The sequence below is a fragment of the Candidatus Omnitrophota bacterium genome (genome assembly GCA_041649175.1).
In the GTDB taxonomy this organism is placed as follows: Bacteria; Omnitrophota; Gorgyraeia; order Zapsychrales; family JBAZNR01; genus JBAZNR01.
On the sequence record JBAZNR010000003.1, the window covers coordinates 117464 to 141094 of the forward strand.

Consider the following 23631-nt stretch of genomic DNA (forward strand, 5'->3'; position numbering starts at 1 on the left):
CCGCCCCGCCGTGAAATATGGCGGGGCGGACGCCCTTAAGACTAATACTAAAAGGTTATTCGTTTTTATGGCACAACAATTTTCCCGTCCCCGCGGTACCGGCGATATTCTTCCCGAAGAATCCCTTTTGTGGCAGGACATTGAACAAAAAGCCCGCAAAATCTTTTCTATCTACGGCTATCAAGAGATCCGCACGCCCGCCTTTGAAGAGACGGCTCTTTTTACCCGTTCTCTAGGTGAAACGAGCGACGTGGTCCAAAAACAAATGCTCAATTTGGAAAAAGAAGGCCTTTCTCTTCGCCCAGAGGGAACAGCATCGGTTGTCCGCTCTTACATTGAAAACTCTTTAGATAAAAAACAAAATTTAAATAAGCTTTACTATATCGGTGCTATGTTTCGCGGTGAACGTCCTCAAAAAGGACGGCTTCGCCAATTCCATCAGATCGGTGTGGAAGCCATTGGCGCGGATGCTCAGAATTTGCCCTATCTTGACGCGGAAGTCATTATCTTGAGCGCCAATCTCTTGAAAAGTTTCGGTCTCAAGGAAGACGAGTTTACGGTCAAGATCAATACTCTAGGCTCAAAAGAAGATAAAGAAAATTTCTCGGGTATTCTTCGTGAAAAACTTAAAAACCATCTTTCAACTCTTTGCGAAGATTGCCAGAATAGATTTCAGAAAAACGTTTTACGCGTTTTGGACTGCAAAAATAAAACGTGCAAAGACATTGTCGGCAAAATAGATATCGGCCATTCGTATCTTTCCAAAGAAAGTCAGGCCTATTTTGAAAGTGTCAAAGAAGCCTTAAAAGAACAAAATATTGCTTTTAGCGTTGAGCCCAATTTAGTCCGCGGTTTAGATTATTATACGCATACGGTTTTTGAGATTTCCAGCGCCGCTTTAGGAAGTCAAGACGCGCTCGGGGCAGGTGGACGTTACAATAATTTGATCACTGTTTTAGGTGGTCCGCAAGTTCACGCGACGGGTTTTGCCTTAGGCATAGAACGGATCCTACTGGCGCTCGCCGGAAAAGAAACGGCGCAAAAAACGACTTCCCAAGTTTTTGTAGTCGGCTTAGATGAACGCGGTTTTAAAACAGGATTTCAAATTGTCCATCAACTCCGCGCGTCGGGTTATCCTAGCGATATGGTTTATAAGATCACAGCGCTAAAAAATGTTTTAAGTCTTTTGAATAAAATCAATGCCAAAGCTGTTATTATACTGGGCGAAGATGAGGTCAATAAGCGGGTTTTAAGTTTTAAAAATTTAGAAACACGCGAACAAGAATCTTTAAATATCGGTGATTGGGAAAAATTATTTCCCCTATTAGAAAAGGCGGGAGTCAAGAAGATATGATGCGTACGCATACATGCGGAGAACTTAATAAAAGTAATATTGACCAAACAGCGACACTATGCGGATGGGTTCATCGCCGTCGCGACCACGGAAAACTCATCTTTATTGATATCCGTGATCGTTACGGTTTAACCCAGGTTGTTTTCATTCCTTCCGTATCCAAAGACGCTCATAAAATAGCGCAAGAGTTGGGTCCGGAATTTGTTATTAAAATAACCGGAAAAGTGGGGCCGCGTCCGAAGGGAACAGATAATCCGAAACTTCCCACCGGAGAGATCGAGATCGCCGCGACCGAATTGGAGATCTTAAACCGCGCGCAAGTTCCGGTTTTTGAGATCGATGACAGCATAGAAGTGGCCGAAGAATTACGGTTAACCTATCGCTATTTAGATATCCGCCGCCAAAAAGTTTTGCAGGCGCTTATTACGCGCCATAAATTGTGTTCGGTTATCAGAAAATTCTTAGACAAGCAGGGATTTTTAGAAATTGAAACTCCCGTTTTAACGAAATCCACTCCCGAAGGGGCGCGCGACTTTTTAGTTCCGTCGCGCTTAAATCCGGGAGAATTTTTCGCGCTTCCGCAATCGCCGCAATTATTCAAACAAATTTTGATGGTTTCGGGCATTGATAAATATTTTCAGATCGTTAAATGTTTCCGCGACGAAGACCTGCGCGCCGACCGTCAACCGGAATTCACTCAGCTGGATATGGAAATGTCTTTTGTCACCAAAGAAGACGTTTTTACTTTAACCGAAGCGCTCTTTAAAGAGATCTTCAAGGAAGTCAAAGGCATTGATATTCAAACGCCTTTTCCTCGGCTTACGCATCGCGAGGCGATGGAAAAATATAAAAGCGATAAACCCGACCTGCGTAAGCCCGGCGAAGAGTTTTCTCTTTCTTGGATTGTGGATTTTCCTTTGCTCAAATATAATAACGAAGAGAAACGTTGGGAAAGTGAGCATCATCCTTTCACGTCCATCAACGAAGAGGACATGAAATATATTGATTCTAAGGAATTTGATAAGATCAGAGCGCATTCTTATGATCTGGTCATCAACGGCCATGAAGTCGGCAGCGGTTCGGTGCGTATCCATCGCCGGGAAATTCAACAAAAGATCTTTGATCTGATCGGATTTAAACAGGAAGAAGCCGAGAAGCGTTTTGGATTCTTACTGCGCGCCTTTGAATACGGCGCTCCGCCGCACGCGGGCGTTGCCTATGGCATTGACCGATTAGTAGGAATTTTATCCGGACTTGATTCTATTCGTGATACAATGGCATTTCCAAAAACTCAAAAGGGTAGCTGTATGATGACCGATGCGCCATCAGCGGTTGATCAAAAACAATTAAAAGAATTAGGATTAATTACTATTAACAAAGGAGGAAAATGATGTTTAAGAATTCATGGAAACTTTTGACAGGAATTTTGATCGTTGTCTTTTTTGCCGGTTGTGCGGCCCGTACGTATACGCAAGTGAAAGACCGGGTTGATCAAGACCGTGCTGTTGGTAATGCCGGTTATTTAAGCGGCAATGCTCCCGCGCAAGATACAAGCAATTTAAAGACAACGCGCACGACGTATGTCTTGGAACTTCAAACACCGTCCGCCAAAAAACAAAATGCTGAAATGGACAAAATGATCAAAGAAGCCGAAGAGATCGCCCAGCGCGCTCGTCAAGCCCAGGCTTTGGAATCGAGCAGGTCAATGCCGCCACCCGCGCCTGTGGTGAGAATCCAAGAAGAAGTTTCTTCCGGCGTTGTTGAATATACCGTTCAAGAGGGAGATACTTTGCAGAAGATCTCGAAGAAGTTTTTTGATAGCTATAGCAAATGGCAGAAGATCTATGATCTCAATAAAGAAAAGATCAGCAATCCTAACCGTATTAAACCCGGTACGGTTTTAATGATCCCGAAGGAATAGCTTTTAGATAGCCTTTATGGAAAAAGTCATCAAACTCGGCAATAACCGGGATTTACAGATGTTGTTCGGCAAACACGATGCCAATCTCAAAATGATCGAAAACGAGATTGGCGTTCGTGTTATACGCCAAGGAGACGGGCTTCGCTTAAGCGGCTCCGATATCCAGATAAAAAAAGCTGTTGATCTTTTTGATTATCTTTTGGATATTATCAGCGGCGGAAAAGATCTCAAAAAAAGCGATATTGTTTACGCGCTCAAACTTTCCGGATCAGAACAAGAAATTGATTTCAGAGAACTCGCCAAAGAAAAAATAGATGTTCCCGCGCACGGTGCGATGGTCACCCCAAAAACCAAAGGCCAAGTCGCCTATATTGACGCCATTAAACATTTTGATATTGTTTTTGGACTTGGCCCCGCCGGAACAGGAAAAACTTATCTAGCCATGGCCATGGCTGTCAACGCGTTAAAAAAAGGCCTTGTCCGCCGTATTATATTGACCCGTCCGGCCATTGAGGCAGGCGAGAACTTAGGGTTTTTACCCGGCACCATGGTAGAAAAAGTTTTGCCGTATTTGCGCCCTGTTTATGACGCGCTTTACGACATGATCGAAGTTGAAAAGGTTGAGGAGTTCACGCTTAAAGGAATTATTGAAGTCGCACCTCTTGCGTATATGCGCGGAAGAACGCTTAATGACGCGTTCATCATTTTAGATGAAGCGCAAAATTGTACCTCCGAACAATTAAAGATGTTTTTAACGCGTTTAGGTTTTGATTCAAAGACGGTTATTACCGGCGATCTCACTCAAAGTGATCTTCCCGATGGAAAACCTGCCGGACTTCTCGGCGCTCAAGAGATCTTAAAGAATATCGAAGGAATAAAATTCATTTATCTGACCGGCGAAGATGTTGTCCGCCACGAACTTGTTCAACGTATCATTGAAGCCTATGAAACCTCGAGTAAAAAATAGCGATCAAATTAATCCCTTGTGGCTAGTGGCCGCCATCGGCCTTTTGTTGAGCGCTTTTTGTTTTCTAGCAAATCTTTCCCTGATCATTCCGCTTATCTTGCTTTTTCTGGGGGTTTACTTAGCTTATTTTAAAAAAGCAAGCCTCAGGCTTTTTCTAAATCTTGGGCTTCTTTTGGCGCTGCTGATTTTTATCGTCCATTCGTTCAATCAATACACCACATTCTCATACTTTTATATTCCGGTGGCCGGCATTGCTATGCTGGCTATTCTTTTATACAACGATATCCAGATCGCGTTTATCATGGCGCTTATTTCAAGCTTGGTCACGGGGCTTATGATCGGGGGAGACTTTCAGCTTTCTTTAGTTTTTCTGGTGGGAAGTTTTATGGCTATCTTTTCCGTGCGGGAAGCCAGGACGCGCGGTCATTTGATCACCGCGGGGCTTTTTATTGGCGGCGTGCAATTTTTAGGAGCCATTTTGCTCAATCCTTCCATCATAAGCCTTCCGCCGGATATTGCTTTTCCCAGCCGGGTATCATTAAATCACTTATTATGGTTATCGGATATTTGGAATTATCTAAAGCCTTTATTTTTTAACGGTTTTATTTGCGCGGGTTTAGCTATTGCCGTATCGATCATCTTTGAATCTATTTTTGGCGTTTTAACGAATTTCCGTCTTTTAGAATTAGCAGATTTCAATCAGCCGCTATTAAAGAGAATGATCTTAGAAGCCCCGGGAACTTATCACCACAGTTTAGTGGTGAGCAACTTATCGGAAGCGGCGGCTAACGCCATCGGAGCGAATGCCTTATTAACGCGCGTTGGCGCTTACTATCACGATATCGGAAAATTAGTTAAGCCCGAATATTTCAACGAAAATCAAATTCAAGACGGCGACGGTAATAAGCATGATAACCTTGAGCCGAACATGAGCCGGCTGGTTATTTTAAATCATGTCAAAGAAGGCGTTGAATTGGCCAAACAATATAAACTCAATCAACAGATCATTGATTTTATCCCTCAGCATCACGGAACAAGTTTGATCTTTTATTTTTATCAAAGGGCCCTTGAGGATCAGGACGGCCAGGGCGAAGTTAAAGAAGAGGCGTTTCGTTATCCCGGCCCTAAGCCGCAAAACAAAGAAACAGCCATTACGCTTTTAGCCGATTCTGTCGAAGGGGCCAGTCGTTCTTTGGATGAGCCAACACCCAGCCGCATCGATGAATTGGTGCGTAAGGTCATTAACAATAAATTTATTGACGGGCAATTGGATGAATGCGATCTAACGCTTAAAGACCTTGAACGCATCAGCGCTACGTTTAGCCGCGTGTTAAGCGCCATGCATCACTCCCGTGTTAAATATCCGGAAAAAAAGAATGGCAACGGACATCACGATAAAAAATCTTCAGACAGCAATTCCGATACGCCATAATCAGATCTTAAAGGCCGCAAAGGAGTTTTTGCGCGCTAAGCGTGTTGAAGATGCGCAGCTTTCCCTCGTTTTTACTTCCACAAGCACCATCAAGCAACTGAACAAAAAATACCTTAACCGAAGTTACGCGACGGATGTTTTAGCGTTTGATCTCGGAGATAAAAAAAGTTCCGCGAAAAATTTTCACGGTGAAATTATTATCTGCGCTCAAACCGCGCAGAGAAATTCTAAGATCTTTCGCACTCGCCTGGCGGATGAACTCTTGCTTTACGTGGCGCACGGCATTTTACATATTTTAGGATTTGATGATCACGAGCCTAAAGACATTAAGCGTATGCGCCGCGAAGAACAAAAACTTCTTAAACTCATTTCCGCATGATCCGCAAAGCCGAAGCCATCGTTTTAAAAAGTTTTGATTTCCGCGAAACCAGCCGCATTGTTACTTTTTTCACCAAAGATTACGGAAAAGTGAAGGGGATCTTAAAAGGTATTAGAAAAGATCCAAAAAAATTCGGCAGTAGCGTGGATAAATTTACCGTTAACGATATTGTGTTTTATCATCACGCCAATTCCGAAATTCATCTGGTCGGGCAGTGCGATCTTAAAAATTATTTCTTTCCTATCCGCGGCGATCTCAGGCGCTCTTTAGCTGCCAGCTACGCGTTGGAACTCATTGACGCCATGATGCCTTTGGAGCAGCCCAACGAAGATATTTATAAGCTTTTGACGGATTATTTAAGCAGTTTACAGGCGGCGGATGATGTGGATCGGATGGTCCATATTTTTCAGGTGAAAGTTTTATTCACATCGGGGTTTCGTCCGCATTTAGATTCCTGTCTTATCTGCGGAAAGAAGATCTTAAATATGGCGCGCTTTAGCATGCAATTAGGCGGATTGATGTGTAAAGATTGCCGCCCTAATGATACATCCGCCACCGTTATCTCAAAAGGAACCGTTGCCACCATTCTTCATATTGAACGAAATAGCTGGACTAACGGGCTTCGTTTAGGATTATCCGCTCCAATAAAAAAAGAATTAAAGTACGTCTTAAATAACTTTCTCGTTTATCATTTAGAACGCCCGCTTAAATCCACGCGTTATCTGCACGAGAAATTTTAACCTAATTTTTGTCTGAAAGGCAAAAATTACCCGGAGGGCCGATAAATTTAAATTCCTCCGGAATTTAAATTTGCATATCGGGGTTATCCCGAATTTTGTTTTGGGCAAAATTCGGGATAGGGATCAATAAGCTTGCCTGAATAGGTTTCCTAAAAGGGAGAACTGGACTGATGGCGCGAATCTGAAGATAATTTCTCTAGTGGCTATATAGAAGAATTATCTTCACTGAGCGAAAGAAGTCCAGTTCTCCCCATAGACTGATATATCTTAAGAATTTTAAGCTTTAGATAATTTTTCCGCTTGCGCCTGAATATCTTTGGCGAGAGTTTTTCCGATTTGAGGGATTTGGGCGAGTTCATCGAGGCCGGTAAGCTTAAGGTCAGAAAGCCGTTTAAAACCTTTGGAGAAAAGATTTCGAGCGCGAACGCGTCCCACACCTTTCAGGCTTACTAATTCCAAAAGTTCTTCGCGAATTCCGTAATGAACCTGACGGCGCAGGTCTTCTAAGGTAAACGTTAAATTGCGGAATTTAAAAAGGTCCGCGATCACACCGGCCGCGTAAAGGATCCATCCGGTGGATTCCACGTGACGGTGAATGTCACCGGGCCCGACGCCAAAATCATCGCAAAGCGTTTCTTCCTTTTCTTCATTGATCCAACGGTAGAGAAGTTGTGTTGTTTTAAGAGAAGCTAAATAAAAATAAAGGTCTTCTAAGGCCGCCACATCGTTTTGCGTTACGATCAGGCTGTCGTGATTGCCATCGGCGAACTGTTCCAACTTTTCATAATCATCTTTTCCGATATGGAGAAGTTCTGAATCAGGACAGCAGCAGCTTAAGTGCAAAAGCCCTATCGCGGAAAATGATCTTTTCTCTTCCGCTTTCTTTAATCCGTCGCGCAAAATAATTCCGGTCAAAGGATCAATATAAAGGCGGCTTACACATTGGCCGAACGGTGTGGCAAAATATTTAAATCCGTTTTTCTCCACAAAATCTTCCTTGTGAAGAAAATCAAAGATCTGGCTGATCATTTCGATCAAATTTCCGGTGCGTTTTTGATGCGCCAGAAAGGTGTGTGAAATAAATTCGAACATTTCATTGATATCATGAACATATCCGGCGGCAATGGACGATAAAATGTGCATACGAAGCGCTGATTCATTATCTAGCTTTGAAATGACGGGCTCAGTTTTGGCGTTGATGTAACGGTCAAACAAGGCACTTGATTCCGAAAATGTTTTGGCAATAATAACGGCTTCGCCGTATTCGTCATATTTGGGCCGTCCGGCGCGTCCGGCGCATTGTTTATATTCAAAGGCCGGAATGTAAGCGGCACCAATACCTGCTTCATAACGTTTGCAATCGCGGATAATGGCTCTTCGGGCGGGGAGGTTAACGCCCGCCGCCAAAGTCGGCGTTGAGCAAATTACTTTGATAAGATTTTTCTTAAAACTATTTTCAATAAGTTTTCTTTGACCTGGTTTTAATCCGGCGTGATGAAAAGCGGCGCCGCAAACAATAACATCGGCTAATTTCCGGCAAATTTTTGTGGATTCATCGCGCGAACCAAGAATTTCTTTGGCAATGCGGGCGAGTTCTGCTTTTTCTTCCGGTGTTAACACCATAGCGGAAACTTCACTGACCAAGCGGCTGGCGGCTTGCGCGGAACGCCGGCTATTCACAAAAACCAAAACCTGTCCTTTACCGCGCAAAGTATCAAGGGTAAGTTTGCTGACATCATCTTCGGGTTCTTCTTTAACAAGGCGCACGCCGTGTTTGTTAAAAACGATCTGCTCGTTAAAATAAACACCTTCTTTTAAGGGAACCGGACGCCAATCGCTGGTGACAAGCTCTGCTCCCAGCCAATCGGCCATTTCCTGGGCATTGCTGACCGTAGCGCTTAAAGCTAATATCTGAACGTTTGCGTTAAGCTGCTTGATGCGGGCGGTTAATATCTCTAAAGTGGGCCCGCGGGAACCGTCATTGATAAAATGAATTTCGTCTAAGACAACAACCTTTAAATTATGGATAAGCCATTTAGCCCGGAAACGTAAAAGCGAATCAACTTTTTCGGCGGTGGCGATGAGGATCTGATAGCGGTTAAGGAAATTTGTGGGGCTGTCAAAATCTCCGGTGGCGATGCCGACTTTAATTCCCAGGGGCTCATATTTTTCTTTAAATTCGTCGAATTTTTCACTGGCTAAGGCTTTTAAAGGAGCGATGTAAAGGCAACGGGCATCATCTTGCAGAATGGCTTTGATCATACACAGCTCGGCAATGAGTGTTTTTCCGGCGGCGGTGGGAATAGCCAAGAGCAGATTTTTGCCTTCCAAGACGCCTTTTTCAATGGCGGCTTCTTGAGGAGGATAAAAGTTTTTGATGCCCGAATCAGTGATGATTTTGGTCGCGGAAGCGGGGAAATTATGCTTTTGTAAAAGTTCTTCGGCGTTCATAGGAATAATAGGCATTACTTCTAACATAAAAGGGAAGCGATGTCAATGAAGCCAGCGTTATCTCTTCGTCGTTTATTTTATTGACCGGAAAATTTAAAGCTATTATAATCTTAAAGTATTGAATTTAAATATATTTAGAAATATTCTTGTCATCCCGCCGGAGAGTTTTGTGAAATTAGTTATTCAAAGAGTTAAAAGCGCCGAAGTTGCCGTTGACAAACAAATTGTCGGGAAGATCAAGGCAGGAATGCTTGTATTTTTAGGCATTGCCAAAGGCGACGGCGACAGGGAAGTTGATTATCTTACCGAAAAGATCCTTCAATTACGTATTTTTGATGACGCGCAAGGTAAAATGAACCGCTCTATTCAGGAAGCGGGCGGGGAATTTTTAGTCGTTTCGCAGTTCACACTTTTGGGAGATTGTGATAAAGGCCGCCGCCCGTCTTTCGACGGAGCGGCGGCCCCTCATTTAGCCGAATCGCTCTATAACCAGTTCGTGGAAAAACTCCGTAGCTTTGGCGTGAAAGTGGAAACCGGAAAATTCCAGGCGATGATGGACGTTTCTTTGGTGAATGATGGCCCCGTCACCTTCATTTTAGAGAGTAGAAGTTAAAAAAGTACGTGTCCCCGGAAATTCAAAATTGATATGAGGCGATGTCGAGAGATTATTCATGTGCTGCTGATCCAGCAGCAAAGTACTCAGAGGCTCACTTAAGCCGTATGGATCATTGATGTTTGCAATTTCTTGCATCTTTGATTCTTGCATCAAGGGCAGTAAGCAAAAATAGTTCTCGACGTCGCCTTAGGATTTATAATGAACATTAAATTAAATAAGTCAGCCAATGTTCTTAAAGAAAAATTCAATGCTTTACAGTCAAATTACGACCTAGCGAATTTGCTGGAAATTCCATATGCACATCTAACATATTATTTATACGGCATTAAGGAGGAAAGAAAATATACACAAATTCAAATACCAAAACGAAGGAGCGGCAGTAGAACAATTTCTATTCCTTCTGATGGCTTAAAAATAATACAGGGGAAGTTGAATCAAATTTTTCAAGCCGTGTATGTTCCGCGATTTTGTGTGTTTAGCTACATCAAAGGCGGAGATATTGTTAAAAACGCTCGAAAACATTCTGGTCGAAAATATGTTTTTAAGATAGATTTAGAAAATTTCTTTCCTTCAATTAATTTTTGGCGAGTTCGCGGTATGTTCAAGGCCAATCCGTATAGTAAAAATGATGAAATCTCTACCGCATTAGCTAAGCTATGCTGTCTCAAGGATGAACTCCCTCAGGGGGCTCCTACCTCACCGATTATTTCAAATATGATTTGCCGAAAAATGGATTCTGAACTTATAGGTTTGGCTAGAGAAAACCGATGCGACTATACGCGATACGCTGATGACTTAGTTTTCTCCACTTCTCTCAGAAATTTTCCAGTGGATATAGCTGTGGTGAAGTCAGGCGAAGTTTTTCCGGGAGAAGAGTTGGTAAACGTAATTACTGGGAATTTCTTTAAAATTAACTTGAATAAAGTTCGGCTTCAGACTGCAAATCGCCGGCAAATTGTTACAGGGTTAGTTACTAACAAAATTGTTAATGTGAAGCGGAATTATTTAAATCAAATTAGGGCAATGATTCATGCTTGGGATAAATTTGGATTTAACGAAGCCGAAAAAGTTTTTCAAGATAAATTTGATAAATATCGAGCTGTATTTAAGGCTCTTCCCTCATTTCGCTGGGTCGTAGGGGGGAAAATTGAATTCGTTGGCTTTGTGAGGGGCAGGGAAAGCAAAGTTTATCGATTGCTGAAATATCAATTTCGCAAGCTAATTGCCAGAGATTTTCCAGGAGAAAGAGAGAAAATAATGAGTCATGAGTTTTCTGCTTTTATCTGTCATGCTAGCGAGGATAAAAAGGCCATTGCAAAACCACTCGAGAAGCGACTTATCGGCAAGGGTTTTGATGTCTGGTTTGATGAGAGTCAGCTTCGAGTGGGAGATAGTTTGAGGGCAAAGATTGATGGTGGATTGAGGAAATCGAAATATGGAATTGTTATTTTATCTAAATCTTTCTTTGAAAAGAAATGGCCACAAGCGGAGCTTGATGCGTTAGTCACCTTGCAAAATACTGATGGCAGGAAGAGGATACTTCCTATCTGGTATAATATTGAGCAAGCTGATGTTGAAGCGTTTAGCCCTATGTTAGCAGCGCTTGTTGGCTTGCGAACTAAAATTCTACATCTTGATGAAATTGTTGAAAAATTAGCGGACGAGCTAAAAAACTAATAATCTGCTAGTAATTTCTAGGATGCGCGCTTAATTCATGGCTAAGTTTATCGACACTCACGTTCATCTTGATCAAGTCGAAAGCATTACCGAAGGAAAAACTTGGCTTAGCCGCGTCGAAGGGTTTATTGTGGAGAGTAAGAGTTAGCAATTAAGCAAAGTGTCCGTGAGGTTGCCTCACGTAGAGCGTTATTTTAAATTCAAGGAATGACGAGAAATAATACAGGGGTAGCTTAAAATGGAATTAATATTCTTTATTTCAATTGTTATTGTGGGCGTTATAACTACCGTAATTAGTTTTATCCCATCAAAGAAGATGCTAAAAGGTATTAAAATTACACTTTTTGTCGTAATAATCCTATGCCTAATATTCCAAGCTTGGTATGGATGGAACGACAAAAAAGCATCTCACGTTAAAGATCTTAAAGATGCATGGTACCAAGATGAATCCTTGCGGGGTCAAGCATTAATTTCGGACGATATCAGGCAACTTAAAGACAAGGAAAAGAAGGGGCTGTTAAGCGGCGATGATTATTTGTTATACATAGCAAGGTATTTAGAAAGCATTGATCAAACTTTAAAATTTCGAGATGGGAAGAATACTTGGGAATGGATTACTGCATATTATAATGAAGTAAGTAAAATTCCTTCATATTTTTCTTTGGCGGATTGGAAGGAAGCGGAGAAGTTAATTTATGGTTCAATGGTTAATGAGATTGATGATCATTTTGCGGCCAGAGGAAGATCCGGAGGTGGGGTACGACCGAAAGTACTAGAGATATTTAAAACAGAACGCGAAAGAACTATAAAAGCAAAAGAGCTGGAAAAATGAGAGTAACAGATTTTGAATTTTGGGAATGTATACCTAACTTATGTTAAAACTCATCGACACTCACGCCCACTTGGATCAGATTGAAAACATTACCGAAGAACTAAAGCTTGCCGTGCAGGCGGGGGTTGAGGCAGTGGTGGCGGTTGGCGTTGACTTAAAATCCAATCAGAAAAATTTGGAGCTTAAAGGCAAAGCACAAACGCCGAAAATATTTACCGCGCTGGGCATTCATCCGCAAAGTTTGGAAGTTTTTGATGAAGAGGAAATTGAAAAAGGCATTCGGTTTATCCGCGAACATATTAAAGACGCGATCGCTATTGGCGAAATTGGTTTAGATTTTTGGTATAAGTGGGCCAAGAAAGACGAAATAAAAAAAGAACAGCAACGCGCTATTTTTAAACGCCAACTTGAAATTGCCGCAGAATTTAATTTGCCCGCTATTATTCACAGCCGCGGTACGTGGAAAGAATGTTTAGATATGGCTCAGGCCGCCGGCATCAAGAAAGCCAACTTTCATTGGTATAGCGGCCCGGAGGATATTTTGGATGAAATTATAAAGTGTGGGTATTTTATCTCCGCGTCTCCCGCGGTTGCCGGCAGTCCTCAGCATCAAAAAGCAGTTTTGCATGTTCCCATTGAACAGCTGCTCATTGAAACGGATTCGCCCGTATTCTACAGAGAAGGCGAAAATGGTTTTCGTGCCGGGCCTAAAGATGTCGCGCGCACCTTAAAGCATTATTGCGCGCTGACGAGTATGGCACCGGACAAAGCGGCGGAAATCTTTTATCAAAACTCAAAAAGGTTTTTTGCGATATAGGTGAATGATGAGAAATATTCTTAGCAATAGAAAAGCTTTTGTTTCTTTGATCGGGCTTTTTTTAGCGATCATCATTATCGCTTTTGTCGGTTATAAGGCTTACGGAGTTTATTTGGGGAAACCTTCATCCGGCCAAAGATCGTCAGGGCAGGACCATAGCATCGCAACGCAAGCAGGAACTTTTCAACATACAAAGGAAAGAATAAGAGATATTAATAAAATGCTTCAACAGCAAGCGCAACAATTGCCGGAATAGGCATTTTGCGAGCCTTTTGCTCATGGGCAGGCCCAAATTCGCTTCAAGGCTCACAAAATGCCTCTTAATGATCGTTCACTTTAGAAAGGAACAAAATGTCCAACGCTATTTTACTGATTTCCTGCAAAGACCAAAAAGGAATTACCGCCACCGTCACCAATTTTGTTTTTGAAAATGGCGGCAATATTGAACATGCCGACCAACATATTGATAAAGAAACCAATACGTTTTTTATGCGCCTCGAATGGGCGCTAGAAAACTTTAAAGTCCAGAAATCAAAGATAAAAACCGCCTTTGGGCCGATCGCTCATCAATTTGCCATGGAGTGGAGTATTTATTTTAGCGACGATATTCCGCGCGTGGCCATTTTTACATCGGCTCAGCTGCATTGTTTTGAAGACCTTTTGTGGCGGTATAAATCGGGACAATTTAAATGCGAAATTCCGCTGGTCATTAGCAATCATACCAACGCTAAGGGAATTACTAAAAGTTTCAGCATCCAATTCCATCATTTTCCTATTGCCAAGCAAAACAAGCTTGCGCAAGAAAGGCTTGAGGCTGAGCTTTTGAAAAAAGAACGCATTGATTGCATTGTTCTGGCGCGCTACGGGCAGATCTTCACCAAATATTTTGTGAATCAGTACCGCAATAGGATTATCAACATCCATCATTCCTTTTTGCCGGCGTTCGCGGGAAAAAGCCCTTACGCGCAAGCTTATCAAAAGGGTGTAAAAATTATTGGCGCCACCAGCCATTATGTGACCGAGAAATTAGACGAAGGCCCGATCATTGAACAGGATACGGTTCGTGTCAGCCACCGCGACGCCTTAAACGACTTGGTTTTAAAAGGCCAGGATCTGGAGCGAGGCGTTTTAAGCCGGGCACTGCGCTGGCATTTAGAACATAAGATCCTGGTTTATAATAATAAAACGGTTATTTTTGATTAGCGGCTAATAGAGGCAGTTTTAGAAAGCGAGGCTTGAATGATTGTTTTCTTGATCTGGGTTCTTTCGGTCATTATTTGCGCTGTCATTGCCAAAGAAAAAAAATATGGCATGGGAAGTTTTATCGCGCTGGCGATTTTCTTTGGGCCGCTGGCTTTAATTATCGCTCTTTTAGTTCCGGTCAATAAAACGCCGCAAGCAGTTTCTGGAATTCATTCTTTAGGTGATGCCAAAAATGAATTGGAAACGCTCAAGCGGGTAATGAACCGTTTGCAGGGAAGAATAGGTGAGTTAGAAGCGGGCATTGCCCGCCTATCAGGTTTTTCATCCGAAGCGGGCAATGCCCAGCCTCCGGCGCCGGTGCAGGATGAACCTCAAAGCGTTGTACAGGAGAAAAAACAGGAACGGTTCGAACTTGTCTTTGGGCAGTATTGGCTTAGCCGTATCGGCATTATTGTTTTTGTTTTAGGCATCGCATTTTTTATCAGCTACACGTTCCAATATTTAACCGCCTCCGCGAAGATCGCCACAGGATTTTTATTATCCGCCTGCCTTTTATATTTCGGCAATAAATTAGAACAAAAAGAAAAATACGTCAAGATCGGTTGGGCGGTTTTAGGTGGCGGCTGGGGGCTTTTATATTTATCCGCTTATGCCATGCATTATATCGACGCGACAAAAATTATTACAAGTTCTGTTGTCGGCATTTGGATCTTGGCTGTGGCCAGCGCCATTGTCGTTATTTACAATTTAAAATATCGTTCTTGGGTCGTCTCATCCGTCAGTTATTTATTGGCGTTTATCACCGCGGGCTTGGGCGCGATGGAATATTCCACTATTCTTTATTGGACGTTTTTAACGGCAAGTGTTGCGTATCTGGCGTATCGGTTTCAGTGGCATAAATTTTTATTGTTGGGTATTTGCGGCAGTTATTTGACCTATATTTTCTGGATCCATCCGCAAATGCTTTTGGATTTTATGGTTCCCTCAAAAGCAAGCGTTCCTTTGTATCAATTTCATCTCGGAATTTCCATCCTTGCGGTTAGCTGGATCATTTTTTCGGCGGTTTTATTCTTTTTCGATCTTAAGGAAAAGGAAAGGTCAAAATATATTTTGGGAGCGAACTTGCTCAACGGCGTCTTTTTCGCCTTTTTGGGATTAAATGAGATTTACCGCGCGCTTCCTCATCTTGTCCTTAGCTGGGACGCGCGTTTTTGGTTCATTTTTACTTTAGCGCTTGTCTATTTTGGCTTCGCGTATTATTCAAGGCATTTGGGAAAAAGCAGGGGCGTTGTTCTCAATGCCGGCTTGGCTTTGTCTTTTGTGGCAATGTCTATTTTGATCAAAATTCCCAGTCTAAATATCGGGTTTTTCTGGCTTTTGGAAATGCTGATCATCTTCGCTTTAGGTTTTTATTACAAAGAAATGGTTTATCGCATTTTGGGAAGTATTTTAGGATTTCTTGTGTTTATCCGTTTATTTTGCGTGGATTATTTTTCTTATAAGACATACGCACTTTTTGGCTTTGATATCAAACATCGCATTCTCATTTTCAGTTTCGCGGCCCTTTGCTTTTTTATTTTGGGCGCTTTTGTGAGAAGAAAAGCAATTGCGCAAAGTCTTGCAAGAATAGAGAAGGACTTCTATAATGCCTTTGCTGTCATTGGAACAGTTTTGCTTATTTTCCTCTTAGAAAAAGAGGTGGCCAGGAAGTGGCTGACCTTAAGCTGGACTTTAGAGGGAATTAGCATTTTAACGGCGGGATTTCTTTTACGGAATCGGATTTACCGGTTTTGCGCGCTTAGCGCCATCAGCCTTGCTTGCGTGAGGCTGGTTTTGATCGACATGGCCGGGCTTAACGCGATCTATAAGATCCTGACCTTTATTTTGTTCGGTGTTGTTTTGGTGGCGGTATCTTTGGTTTATTCGAAGCTTGTCAGTAAATTAGAAAACGAGAGCGAATAAAGTATGGCAAAAAAAATCCAAGCCTCTATAGAGAATGCGTCGATTTTAAGAAAATTCACCATTCTCTTTCTTCTGATCTCGGTTATTCCGGTGAGCATCTTGTATTATCTCTACGTTCAGCTTAAAGATAACGGAAAGCTGGATATGACGGCCAGCAATTTGAACATGACGCTGATCTTTGTTGTTCTGGGCGTTGCCGTCGGATATCTGGCGCTGCGTTCATTATTGGCCAGCGTTGTTGAGATCGCTCACTCCAAAAAAGGCCAGCTTAAAGAAATGCTGGGTTCCGAAAAATTCCAGGAAATAACCTCCGGCAATCAAAATGAAATTGCCATTTTAGCAAAATCTTTCAATGAAATTACCTCACGTTTGGAAGCGAATATCCGAAGCTTAGAAGTCGCCAAAAAAACCCTTCATTCGGTTTTGGCCAAAGTGGGCGAGGGGATCTCGTCGATGCAAAACATTGATAATTTCCTTACGCTTATTATTGAAACCGTGACCGATGCTCTGCAAGGGCGCGTTGGTGTTTTGATGCTGGTGGATGAATCCCAAAAAGAGCTTTTTGCAAAATCTATTTACGGGCATACGCTAGCGGCGGGAGAACAAATTCGTATTAAGTTTGATGAGGGAACAGCCGGGCTCGCTTTTAAAACAAAACGGGCTATTATTATTCCTCGCTTGTCATCGGACCATGAAAGCGGCGCGCAAAATATTTTATTCCAAGAACCGCTTTTATGCGCGCCGCTTATTTTGCGCGATAAAGTTGTGGGGGTTATTTCGGTCAGCGGCAAAAAAGACGATAGCAATTTTAACGAAGAAGAGTTGAATTTGTTGAATAATTTAGCCATGCAAACAGCCGTGGCGGTAGAAAATGCCAACCTCAACCGCGACGCCGAAAAAACATATTTTGAAACGATTTCCGCTTTGGCTTTGGCGGTGGACGCCAAAGATCATTATTCGCGCGGGCATTTAGACCGCGTGGCGAAATATGTCGTTCAAATTGCCGAGAAGCTTAAATTAAGCCAGGAAGAAATTCGTATTTTACGCGACGCGGCTCGCCTGCACGATATTGGTAAAATTGGAATTTCCGATGATGTCCTCAATAAACCGGGGCCGTTGGATACCGACGGCTGGTCTATTATGCGCCGCCATACCGAGATCGGAGAGGGCATTATCAAGCCGATCAGTTCACTGCGCAATCTTTGCGATATTGTCCGTCATCATCATGAAATGTTGGACGGCAGCGGCTATCCCGATGGGCTTAAAGGTGATCAGATCAAACCTTTGGTGAGGATCTTAACGGTGGCGGATATTTTTGACGCGCTGACTACTGACCGGCCTTATCGTAAAGCATTTTCTTTCGCCGAAGGGGCGAAGAAACTTCGCGAAATGAATGATAAGATCGATCAAAAAATCGTCGATGCTTTCTTAGAAGCCTTAAATGCCGAACGGCAATTATCATAAGCTTTCAAAAGTTTCTTGATGTGCCCGCAGGACAACTTAGATATTATCATGCATAAAATTACCAATAAACAGATGATCGGGGAAAACTTCAAGCGCCTGGAAGTGCAAGCGCCGAATATCGCGCGCACGGCCAAGCCAGGCCAATTTGTGATGGTGATGGTCGATGAGGACAGCGACCGAATTCCTTTAGCGGTCGTGGAATCTGACGAGCGCAGAGGCGTGATCACCTTGGTTTTTGAAGAGGTTGGGCCGGTCACGAAAAGTTTAGGCGAAAAACAGATCGGTAGCTTTTTATTTGCTTTGACCGGCCCCTTAGGGATGCCGATCGAAGTTAAAAAGGTTGGTACCGTTGTTTGTATCGCCGAAGGCGCCAACACGGCGCAGATCCTTCCTATCTGCCGTTCCTTAAAAAAGGCCGGCAATAAAGTGATCAGCATTGTCGGCGTTAAAACAAAAAAGAAACTTACCTTAGAAAGCCATTTGCGTTCGGCCTCGTATAAACTTTTGGTTCTGACTGAAGACGGTTCCTATGAAAAACGGGGAATGCCGATCAACATTTTGGGAAAAGTTTTAAAAGAAGAAGACGTTGATCTGGTCTATGTTTTTGGATCTGTTGAATTATTGCGATCAGTCACGGCGATAACGAAAAAAGAAAAGATCAAAACTCTTGTCGGGCTTAGCCCGGTGATGGTCGATGGTTTGGGTTTATGCGGTTCTTGCCGCGTGCGCGTCGGTGATAGGGAAGTTTTTGCTTGCACCGATGGGCCGATCTTTAACGGGCACGACGTTGATTTTGATTATTTAAAAGCGCGAATGGCGTAAATTCTTATGCAAAAAAATAATATTCCGGCTTTGCCGGCGCAAAAAAGGATCAAGAGCTTTGCGGAAGTTTCTTTAGGATTTAACAAGAAACAAGCTTTAGATGAAGCGATGCATTGTCCGCAACCTTCTGATCCGGCGCATGTTCATCGTTGCCCTTTGGGCGTGGATGTTCTAGGATTTATCCGCTTTATCCGGGAAGGAAAAATGCGGGAGGCTTTGCTTAAAATCAGAGAGCGAAATCATTTTCCGGGTGTTTGCGGGCGTGTTTGTTCGGCGCCATGCCAGAAAAATATTTATGAAGGCGAAACATGGGTAACGGATATCCGCGCTTTAGAACGTTTCGCGTTTGATTTTGGTGATAAAAAAGAACATAAAGCTCAAAGCCCAAAACAGACGGAACAAAAGATCGCGATTATCGGTTCCGGCCCGGCGGGATTGACCGCTGCCGCGGATCTGGCGCAGCTGGGCTACGGAGTTGTCATTTTTGAAGCAATGCATAAAGCCGGCGGGGCTTTGTGGTATGGAATTCCGGAATTCCGTTTGCCTAAAAAAGTTCTTAACAGTGAAATTGATTATGTGAAATCTCTTGGCGTTGAAATTAAACTCAATGCAGTCATCAATCAAAATTATTCTGTTGAGCAGCTTTTATCGGAAGGTTACGAAGCTGTTCTTTTAGCGTCCGGCAGCGGGTCGCCTAAAATATCCGGCCTTCGCGGAGAACATTTTAAAGGCGTTTACTTAGCCGAAGAATATCTGATGCGCAGCAACTCAAGATCCGCATCCCTATCATTCAAAGGGAAAAAGGCGGTGGTGATCGGCGTTGGCAATGTTGCTTTTGATTGCGCGCGTACCAGCGTTCGTTTAGGCTGCGATACAACGCTTGTCTGCGAGGGAACCGAAGATGATCTGATGATGGCAAAAGCAGAGATCGAATTTGCAAAAGAAGAAGGCGTTAAGCTGGAAGTCTTGACCAAGCCTTTAGAAATTCTGTCACACGAAAATCATTGTACCCGAGGTGTGCGTTTTATTAAATTGGATTTTGCCGATCCTGGCTCTTCCGGAGAATGGAAGCTGACGCCTGTGCAGGGTTCGGAATTTGTTTTGGATGCCGACATTGTTATTATCGCGGCGGGGCATAAGCCGAATTGTTTGGCGGCAAGATCCACAGAAGACTTAAAAGTCAACAAAGACGGAAGTATTTGGACCAAGAAAAATAGTTTTGCGACATCCGTAGAGAAAGTTTTCGCCACCGGTGCCGTAGCACAGCCGGGCAATCTTATTATGTCTATGGTTTTAGCCAAAAGAGCCACCCAGGAAATTGACTCGTACCTAAAAGAAAAATTATCCGCAAAATAATGAGCGACAAAAAGAAGATCACTCTCGCATATATTAAAAATTGCAAAAAACGCCGCCAGAAGATCACGGTGCTGACGGCCTATGATCACCCCTTAGCGTCTTTGGTGGATCAAGCCGGCATTGATATTGTTTTAGTGGGTGATTCTTTGGCGAACGTGGTTTTAGGTTTAGCATCAACGCGCGAAGTTGGCATGAGCGAGATGATCTATCACGCGAAGGCCGTTCGCCGCGCGATTAAAAAAGCTTTTTTGATCGGCGATATGCCCTTTGAATCGTATCAAATTGACGCAGGGCTGGCGGTGGGTAATGCCCGGCGTTTCGTGGAAGAGGCCGGCTGCGACGCGGTGAAATTAGAATGGTTCGATCAGTGCTTAGAGGCGACCAAAGCGATCGTTGGTGAAGGAATTCCGGTGATGGGCCACGTGGGTTTAACGCCACAGACGGCCGACAAGTTAGGCGGGCTTAAGGTCCAGGGAAAAGAAGCTGGATCAGCCCGGCAGATCATCCGCCAAGCGATCGATTTTGAAAAAGCGGGTTGTTTTAGTATTGTTTTAGAATGCGTTCCCGCTCAAGTTGCCAAGATCATTAGCGAACGATTGACGATCCCGACTATTGGAATTGGCGCCGGAAAATATTGCGATGGACAAGTTCTGGTAACCTATGATCTTTTAGGGTTACTAACCGGTTTTCAACCTCGTTTTGTGAAGCGTTACGCCCATCTCGATAAAATAATTCTAAAAGCACTGACAAAATACCGTAAAGATGTTTTGCGCGGAAGTTTTCCGGGAAAAAAGCACAGCTTTGAAATTTCCAAAGAAGAACTACGCAGCCTTAAGGGATCAGACTAAAAACTATTATGAATTGTAAAAATCATCCCGCAGAAAAAGCGAATTACACCTGCGAAAGCTGTAAGGCCAATTTTTGCACGCCTTGCATCACCGCGCGTCAGATCACGCCCGGATTTACGGCGTATATTTGTAAAGAATGCGGAGGAAAATGCAATCCCTTTGGCGACGAAAAGGCAAAACCACCCGTTAAGCCGCGCAAGGTCATCTTTCTGGAAGAAACAAAGATCGACGAGAAAAGCGTGAAGAAAGAAAAAGCTCAAGCGCCGGCCGCGCAAATCCCAAAGAAAGCTGGCCAGCCGAATTTTTGGAAGAGCTTGCCGGGAACGCTTATCTTTCCTTTAAGAGGGAAAGGGGTTTTCGTTGTTCTTATTTTGAGCGCTATCGTATTTGCCTCGGAATATTTTGCCGAAATCGTTCATACAAATCCGTTTTTACAAATTCTATGGGTTATATTTTTTACTTATTCTTTTGTCTATGGCCTTAAAGTTTTGGATGACGCCATTAAAGGAGAGCCGCGTTTAAGCGCCTGGATCGATCTAAAGTTTTGGTTGAATATTATTTGGCCGATGGTGTATGTGATTCTTGCTTCGCTCTTGTGCTTTTTACCGGCCGCTGCGTATTTTCTACTAAAACAAAAATTTGACGTGATCTTCTTTCCACTTTTGGGAGGCGGCGTATTCTTTCTGCCTATGTTTTTTGTGCGAGTGATGGCCTTTAAGAAACCGGCGACGATAAATCCCATAAAAACAGTGACATCGATCGCGCGAACATTTTTTGCTTACTTGATCTTATGCGTATTGATCTTTGGGTTGACATTCGGCTGGTTTTACTTGACGATGGATTTTTCTTTGGATTATCTTACCGGCTATGAACAAATTGTTTCCGTGCTGAGCAGCTTTGTTTTTGTTTATTTTCTTTTGATCGTGGCACGGCTATTAGGGATTTTTGGGCGGTTTTATCAACAGAAGATCGGTTAAAAAGGAAATTTATCCAAGATGAAAAAATGCCCGTTTTGCGCGGAAGAAATTCAGGACGAAGCGACCAAATGTCGTTTTTGCGGGGAATTCTTAACGCAAGAAGCGAAAGAGCAAAAGCTCAAATGGTATTACCGCACGCCTTTTTTGATCTTTGGGTTTTTCATTGCCGGGCCGCTCATTTTGCCGGTTGTCTGGACCAATCCCAAATTCAGCCGGACGACGAAAATTGTCATTACGGTGCTTGCGTTGGGCGTTACGGGGCTGTTGATCCAGTTGTCCGCGGTAACCATTGACGCGATGCTAAAACATATTCAGGATCTCGATAGCACCTTTAAGGGAATTTTGTAATTCTTGCAAAAAAGGCAAAGCAAAATCCTTGCTTTTTAAAAAACTTTCAGATAGAATAAGCCCCAATTGATTTGCCGTGTATGAAAATGGCTAATGGCAGTATCACGACGTGAAGGATATTTCTTGAAACCGAACTCAATAGTAGATATGGAAAAGATTGTCGCTCTTTGTAAACGACGGGGATTCATTTTTCAGTCTTCAGAGATTTACGGAGGGTTGTCTAGCGTTTGGGATTACGGCCCTTTTGGCGCGGAGCTTAAGCGTAACGTTAAAAATGCCTGGTGGAAGACGGTTATTCACGAACGCGATGATGTGGTCGGGCTTGACACCGGAATCTTAATGCATCCTTCGACCTGGAAAGCCTCAGGGCATATTGATACCTTCAATGACCTGGTTGTTGATTGTAAGAAATGTAAAAAAAGATTTCGCCCGGATCATTTAAAGGGTAAATGCCCCTCTTGCGGCGGAACAGATTTTACCGAGCCTCGCGCGTTTAATCTGATGCTCAAAACTTATTTAGGTCCCATCGAAAATGAAGAAGGGCTAACCTATCTTCGACCCGAAACAGCCCAAGGTATTTTTGTTAACTTTCTGAATATTTTAGATACGACCCATCGCAAATTACCTTTTGGCGTGGCGCAGACCGGAAAATCATTCCGCAATGAAATTACTCCCGGAAATTTCACATTCCGCACGCGTGAATTCGAACAAATGGAAATTGAATATTTCACTCATCCTAAAGACGCTGAAGATTGTCATAAAAAATGGATCGAAGAACGTTTTAATTGGTATTTGAAATTAGGGCTTAAGAAAGATAAACTGCGTTTACGCGCGCACGACAAAGATGAATTGGCGCATTATTCAACCGCTTGCACCGATATTGAATATGAATTTCCTTTTGGATGGTCTGAATTGGAAGGCATTGCCAATCGCACCGATTTTGATCTGAAGCAACATTCGCAGGTTTCCGGAAGAGATCTGCGTTTTCAAGACAACATCACTAATGAGAAATTCTTTCCCTTTGTGATCGAGCCTTCCGGCGGGGTAGACCGGGCGACATTGGCATTTTTAGTTGATGCGTATCATGAAGAGCAAATTCAAGGCGCCAATAAAGAAGAAAACACGCGCGTTGTTTTAAGGCTCAGTAAAGAATTAGCGCCGGTTAAAATTGCGGTTTTACCGCTTCTTAAGAAAAATGCCGATATTGTTACCTTGGCTAAAAAGATCAAGCAAGATTTGCAAAAAGATTTTGTGACAGTGTATGATGACAGCGCGGCCATAGGAAAGCTTTACCGCCGTCAAGACGAAGTAGGCACTTTTTATTGTATTACGGTTGATGTCCAATCTTTAGAAGACAAGCAGGTCACCGTTCGCGATAGAGATACAATGAAGCAAGAAAGAATTTCCGTAGATCGTCTACGAGAATATTTAGCAAAACAGTTTCTCACTTAATAATCAGTAGAAA

Annotated in this window: 22 protein-coding genes; 21 read left to right on the forward strand and 1 reads right to left on the reverse strand. The window is 43.0% G+C overall.

Annotated elements, in window-relative coordinates; genetic code table 11:
• Positions 1-67: 67 nt before the first annotated feature.
• Genes hisS through recO form a run of 7 tightly spaced genes read left to right on the forward strand, consistent with a single transcriptional unit; the run spans position 68 to position 6793 of the window.
• Positions 68-1354: a histidine--tRNA ligase gene (gene hisS / locus WC676_07675; protein MFA5060488.1), complete on the forward strand. Its 1287-nt coding sequence runs from the start codon at positions 68-70 to the stop codon at positions 1352-1354.
• A complete protein-coding gene (gene aspS, locus WC676_07680; protein MFA5060489.1) occupies positions 1351-2745 on the forward strand; it encodes an aspartate--tRNA ligase in 1395 nt (464 codons plus the stop codon). Before hisS ends, aspS begins: the two co-directional genes overlap by 4 nt.
• A complete protein-coding gene (locus WC676_07685; protein ID MFA5060490.1) occupies positions 2742-3275 on the forward strand; it encodes a LysM peptidoglycan-binding domain-containing protein in 534 nt (177 codons plus the stop codon). Before aspS ends, WC676_07685 begins: the two co-directional genes overlap by 4 nt.
• Positions 3276-3291: 16 nt before the next feature.
• Positions 3292-4242, forward strand: a complete 951-nt coding sequence (locus tag WC676_07690; GenBank protein MFA5060491.1) for a PhoH family protein — start codon at positions 3292-3294, stop codon at positions 4240-4242.
• Positions 4220-5674: an HDIG domain-containing metalloprotein gene (locus tag WC676_07695; protein MFA5060492.1), complete on the forward strand. Its 1455-nt coding sequence runs from the start codon at positions 4220-4222 to the stop codon at positions 5672-5674. The genes WC676_07690 and WC676_07695 overlap by 23 nt, the downstream gene beginning before the upstream one ends.
• Positions 5619-6053: an rRNA maturation RNase YbeY gene (gene ybeY, locus WC676_07700; protein ID MFA5060493.1), complete on the forward strand. Its 435-nt coding sequence runs from the start codon at positions 5619-5621 to the stop codon at positions 6051-6053. The genes WC676_07695 and ybeY overlap by 56 nt, the downstream gene beginning before the upstream one ends.
• Positions 6050-6793 carry a DNA repair protein RecO gene (gene recO, locus WC676_07705; protein ID MFA5060494.1) on the forward strand — a complete coding sequence of 248 codons (744 nt, stop codon included), beginning with the start codon at positions 6050-6052 and terminating at the stop codon, positions 6791-6793. Before ybeY ends, recO begins: the two co-directional genes overlap by 4 nt.
• A 276-nt stretch (positions 6794-7069) precedes the next feature.
• On the opposite strand, the gene WC676_07710 is transcribed toward recO, so the two are convergent.
• Positions 7070-9259 carry a DEAD/DEAH box helicase gene (locus tag WC676_07710; GenBank protein MFA5060495.1) on the reverse strand — a complete coding sequence of 730 codons (2190 nt, stop codon included), beginning with the start codon at positions 9257-9259 and terminating at the stop codon, positions 7070-7072.
• A 154-nt stretch (positions 9260-9413) separates the two neighbouring features.
• Between WC676_07710 and dtd the strand changes: the two genes are divergently transcribed.
• From dtd to WC676_07780, 14 genes are all read left to right on the forward strand, one after another.
• On the forward strand, positions 9414-9857 hold the full coding sequence (gene dtd / locus WC676_07715) for a D-aminoacyl-tRNA deacylase (protein MFA5060496.1): 444 nt from the start codon (positions 9414-9416) through the stop codon (positions 9855-9857).
• Between the two features lie 201 nt (positions 9858-10058).
• Entirely contained in the window at positions 10059-11537 is a 1479-nt protein-coding gene (locus tag WC676_07720) for a TIR domain-containing protein (protein ID MFA5060497.1), read from the forward strand.
• A gap of 238 nt (positions 11538-11775) precedes the next feature.
• Positions 11776-12369 carry a hypothetical protein gene (locus tag WC676_07725; protein MFA5060498.1) on the forward strand — a complete coding sequence of 198 codons (594 nt, stop codon included), beginning with the start codon at positions 11776-11778 and terminating at the stop codon, positions 12367-12369.
• A gap of 40 nt (positions 12370-12409) precedes the next feature.
• Positions 12410-13186 carry a TatD family hydrolase gene (locus WC676_07730; protein MFA5060499.1) on the forward strand — a complete coding sequence of 259 codons (777 nt, stop codon included), beginning with the start codon at positions 12410-12412 and terminating at the stop codon, positions 13184-13186.
• 4 nt (positions 13187-13190) lie between these two features.
• Positions 13191-13442, forward strand: a complete 252-nt coding sequence (locus WC676_07735; protein ID MFA5060500.1) for a hypothetical protein — start codon at positions 13191-13193, stop codon at positions 13440-13442.
• A 95-nt stretch (positions 13443-13537) separates the two neighbouring features.
• A complete protein-coding gene (purU, locus tag WC676_07740) occupies positions 13538-14389 on the forward strand; it encodes a formyltetrahydrofolate deformylase (GenBank protein MFA5060501.1) in 852 nt (283 codons plus the stop codon).
• Between the two features lie 36 nt (positions 14390-14425).
• Positions 14426-16351, forward strand: coding sequence for a DUF2339 domain-containing protein (locus WC676_07745; protein MFA5060502.1), 1926 nt, complete (start codon positions 14426-14428; stop codon positions 16349-16351).
• Between the two features lie 3 nt (positions 16352-16354).
• Entirely contained in the window at positions 16355-17815 is a 1461-nt protein-coding gene (locus WC676_07750; protein ID MFA5060503.1) for an HD domain-containing phosphohydrolase, read from the forward strand.
• Between the two features lie 18 nt (positions 17816-17833).
• On the forward strand, positions 17834-18637 hold the full coding sequence (locus tag WC676_07755) for a sulfide/dihydroorotate dehydrogenase-like FAD/NAD-binding protein (protein ID MFA5060504.1): 804 nt from the start codon (positions 17834-17836) through the stop codon (positions 18635-18637).
• Positions 18638-18643: 6 nt separating this feature from the next.
• On the forward strand, positions 18644-19993 hold the full coding sequence (locus WC676_07760) for an FAD-dependent oxidoreductase (protein ID MFA5060505.1): 1350 nt from the start codon (positions 18644-18646) through the stop codon (positions 19991-19993).
• The gene (panB, locus tag WC676_07765) at positions 19993-20841 is read left to right on the forward strand and encodes a 3-methyl-2-oxobutanoate hydroxymethyltransferase (protein ID MFA5060506.1); all 849 of its coding nucleotides are present in this window, start codon (positions 19993-19995) and stop codon (positions 20839-20841) included. The genes WC676_07760 and panB overlap by 1 nt, the downstream gene beginning before the upstream one ends.
• Before the next feature lie 8 nt (positions 20842-20849).
• A complete protein-coding gene (locus tag WC676_07770) occupies positions 20850-21818 on the forward strand; it encodes a hypothetical protein (GenBank protein ID MFA5060507.1) in 969 nt (322 codons plus the stop codon).
• Between the two features lie 18 nt (positions 21819-21836).
• The gene (locus tag WC676_07775; GenBank protein ID MFA5060508.1) at positions 21837-22166 is read left to right on the forward strand and encodes a zinc ribbon domain-containing protein; all 330 of its coding nucleotides are present in this window, start codon (positions 21837-21839) and stop codon (positions 22164-22166) included.
• Between the two features lie 147 nt (positions 22167-22313).
• Entirely contained in the window at positions 22314-23618 is a 1305-nt protein-coding gene (locus tag WC676_07780; GenBank protein MFA5060509.1) for a glycine--tRNA ligase, read from the forward strand.
• Positions 23619-23631 lie beyond the last annotated feature (13 nt).

Coding starts and splice junctions, on each gene's coding strand:
- hisS (MFA5060488.1), top strand. CDS start 68: ATGGCACAACAATTTTCCCGTCCCCGCGGTACCGGCGATATTCTTCCC.
- aspS (MFA5060489.1), top strand. CDS start 1,351: ATGATGCGTACGCATACATGCGGAGAACTTAATAAAAGTAATATTGAC.
- WC676_07685 (MFA5060490.1), top strand. CDS start 2,742: ATGATGTTTAAGAATTCATGGAAACTTTTGACAGGAATTTTGATCGTT.
- WC676_07690 (MFA5060491.1), top strand. CDS start 3,292: ATGGAAAAAGTCATCAAACTCGGCAATAACCGGGATTTACAGATGTTG.
- WC676_07695 (MFA5060492.1), top strand. CDS start 4,220: ATGAAACCTCGAGTAAAAAATAGCGATCAAATTAATCCCTTGTGGCTA.
- ybeY (MFA5060493.1), top strand. CDS start 5,619: ATGGCAACGGACATCACGATAAAAAATCTTCAGACAGCAATTCCGATA.
- recO (MFA5060494.1), top strand. CDS start 6,050: ATGATCCGCAAAGCCGAAGCCATCGTTTTAAAAAGTTTTGATTTCCGC.
- WC676_07710 (MFA5060495.1), bottom strand. CDS start 9,259: ATGCCTATTATTCCTATGAACGCCGAAGAACTTTTACAAAAGCATAAT.
- WC676_07720 (MFA5060497.1), top strand. CDS start 10,059: ATGAACATTAAATTAAATAAGTCAGCCAATGTTCTTAAAGAAAAATTC.
- WC676_07725 (MFA5060498.1), top strand. CDS start 11,776: ATGGAATTAATATTCTTTATTTCAATTGTTATTGTGGGCGTTATAACT.
- WC676_07730 (MFA5060499.1), top strand. CDS start 12,410: ATGTTAAAACTCATCGACACTCACGCCCACTTGGATCAGATTGAAAAC.
- WC676_07735 (MFA5060500.1), top strand. CDS start 13,191: ATGATGAGAAATATTCTTAGCAATAGAAAAGCTTTTGTTTCTTTGATC.
- purU (MFA5060501.1), top strand. CDS start 13,538: ATGTCCAACGCTATTTTACTGATTTCCTGCAAAGACCAAAAAGGAATT.
- WC676_07745 (MFA5060502.1), top strand. CDS start 14,426: ATGATTGTTTTCTTGATCTGGGTTCTTTCGGTCATTATTTGCGCTGTC.
- WC676_07750 (MFA5060503.1), top strand. CDS start 16,355: ATGGCAAAAAAAATCCAAGCCTCTATAGAGAATGCGTCGATTTTAAGA.
- WC676_07755 (MFA5060504.1), top strand. CDS start 17,834: ATGTGCCCGCAGGACAACTTAGATATTATCATGCATAAAATTACCAAT.
- WC676_07760 (MFA5060505.1), top strand. CDS start 18,644: ATGCAAAAAAATAATATTCCGGCTTTGCCGGCGCAAAAAAGGATCAAG.
- panB (MFA5060506.1), top strand. CDS start 19,993: ATGAGCGACAAAAAGAAGATCACTCTCGCATATATTAAAAATTGCAAA.
- WC676_07770 (MFA5060507.1), top strand. CDS start 20,850: ATGAATTGTAAAAATCATCCCGCAGAAAAAGCGAATTACACCTGCGAA.
- WC676_07775 (MFA5060508.1), top strand. CDS start 21,837: ATGAAAAAATGCCCGTTTTGCGCGGAAGAAATTCAGGACGAAGCGACC.
- WC676_07780 (MFA5060509.1), top strand. CDS start 22,314: ATGGAAAAGATTGTCGCTCTTTGTAAACGACGGGGATTCATTTTTCAG.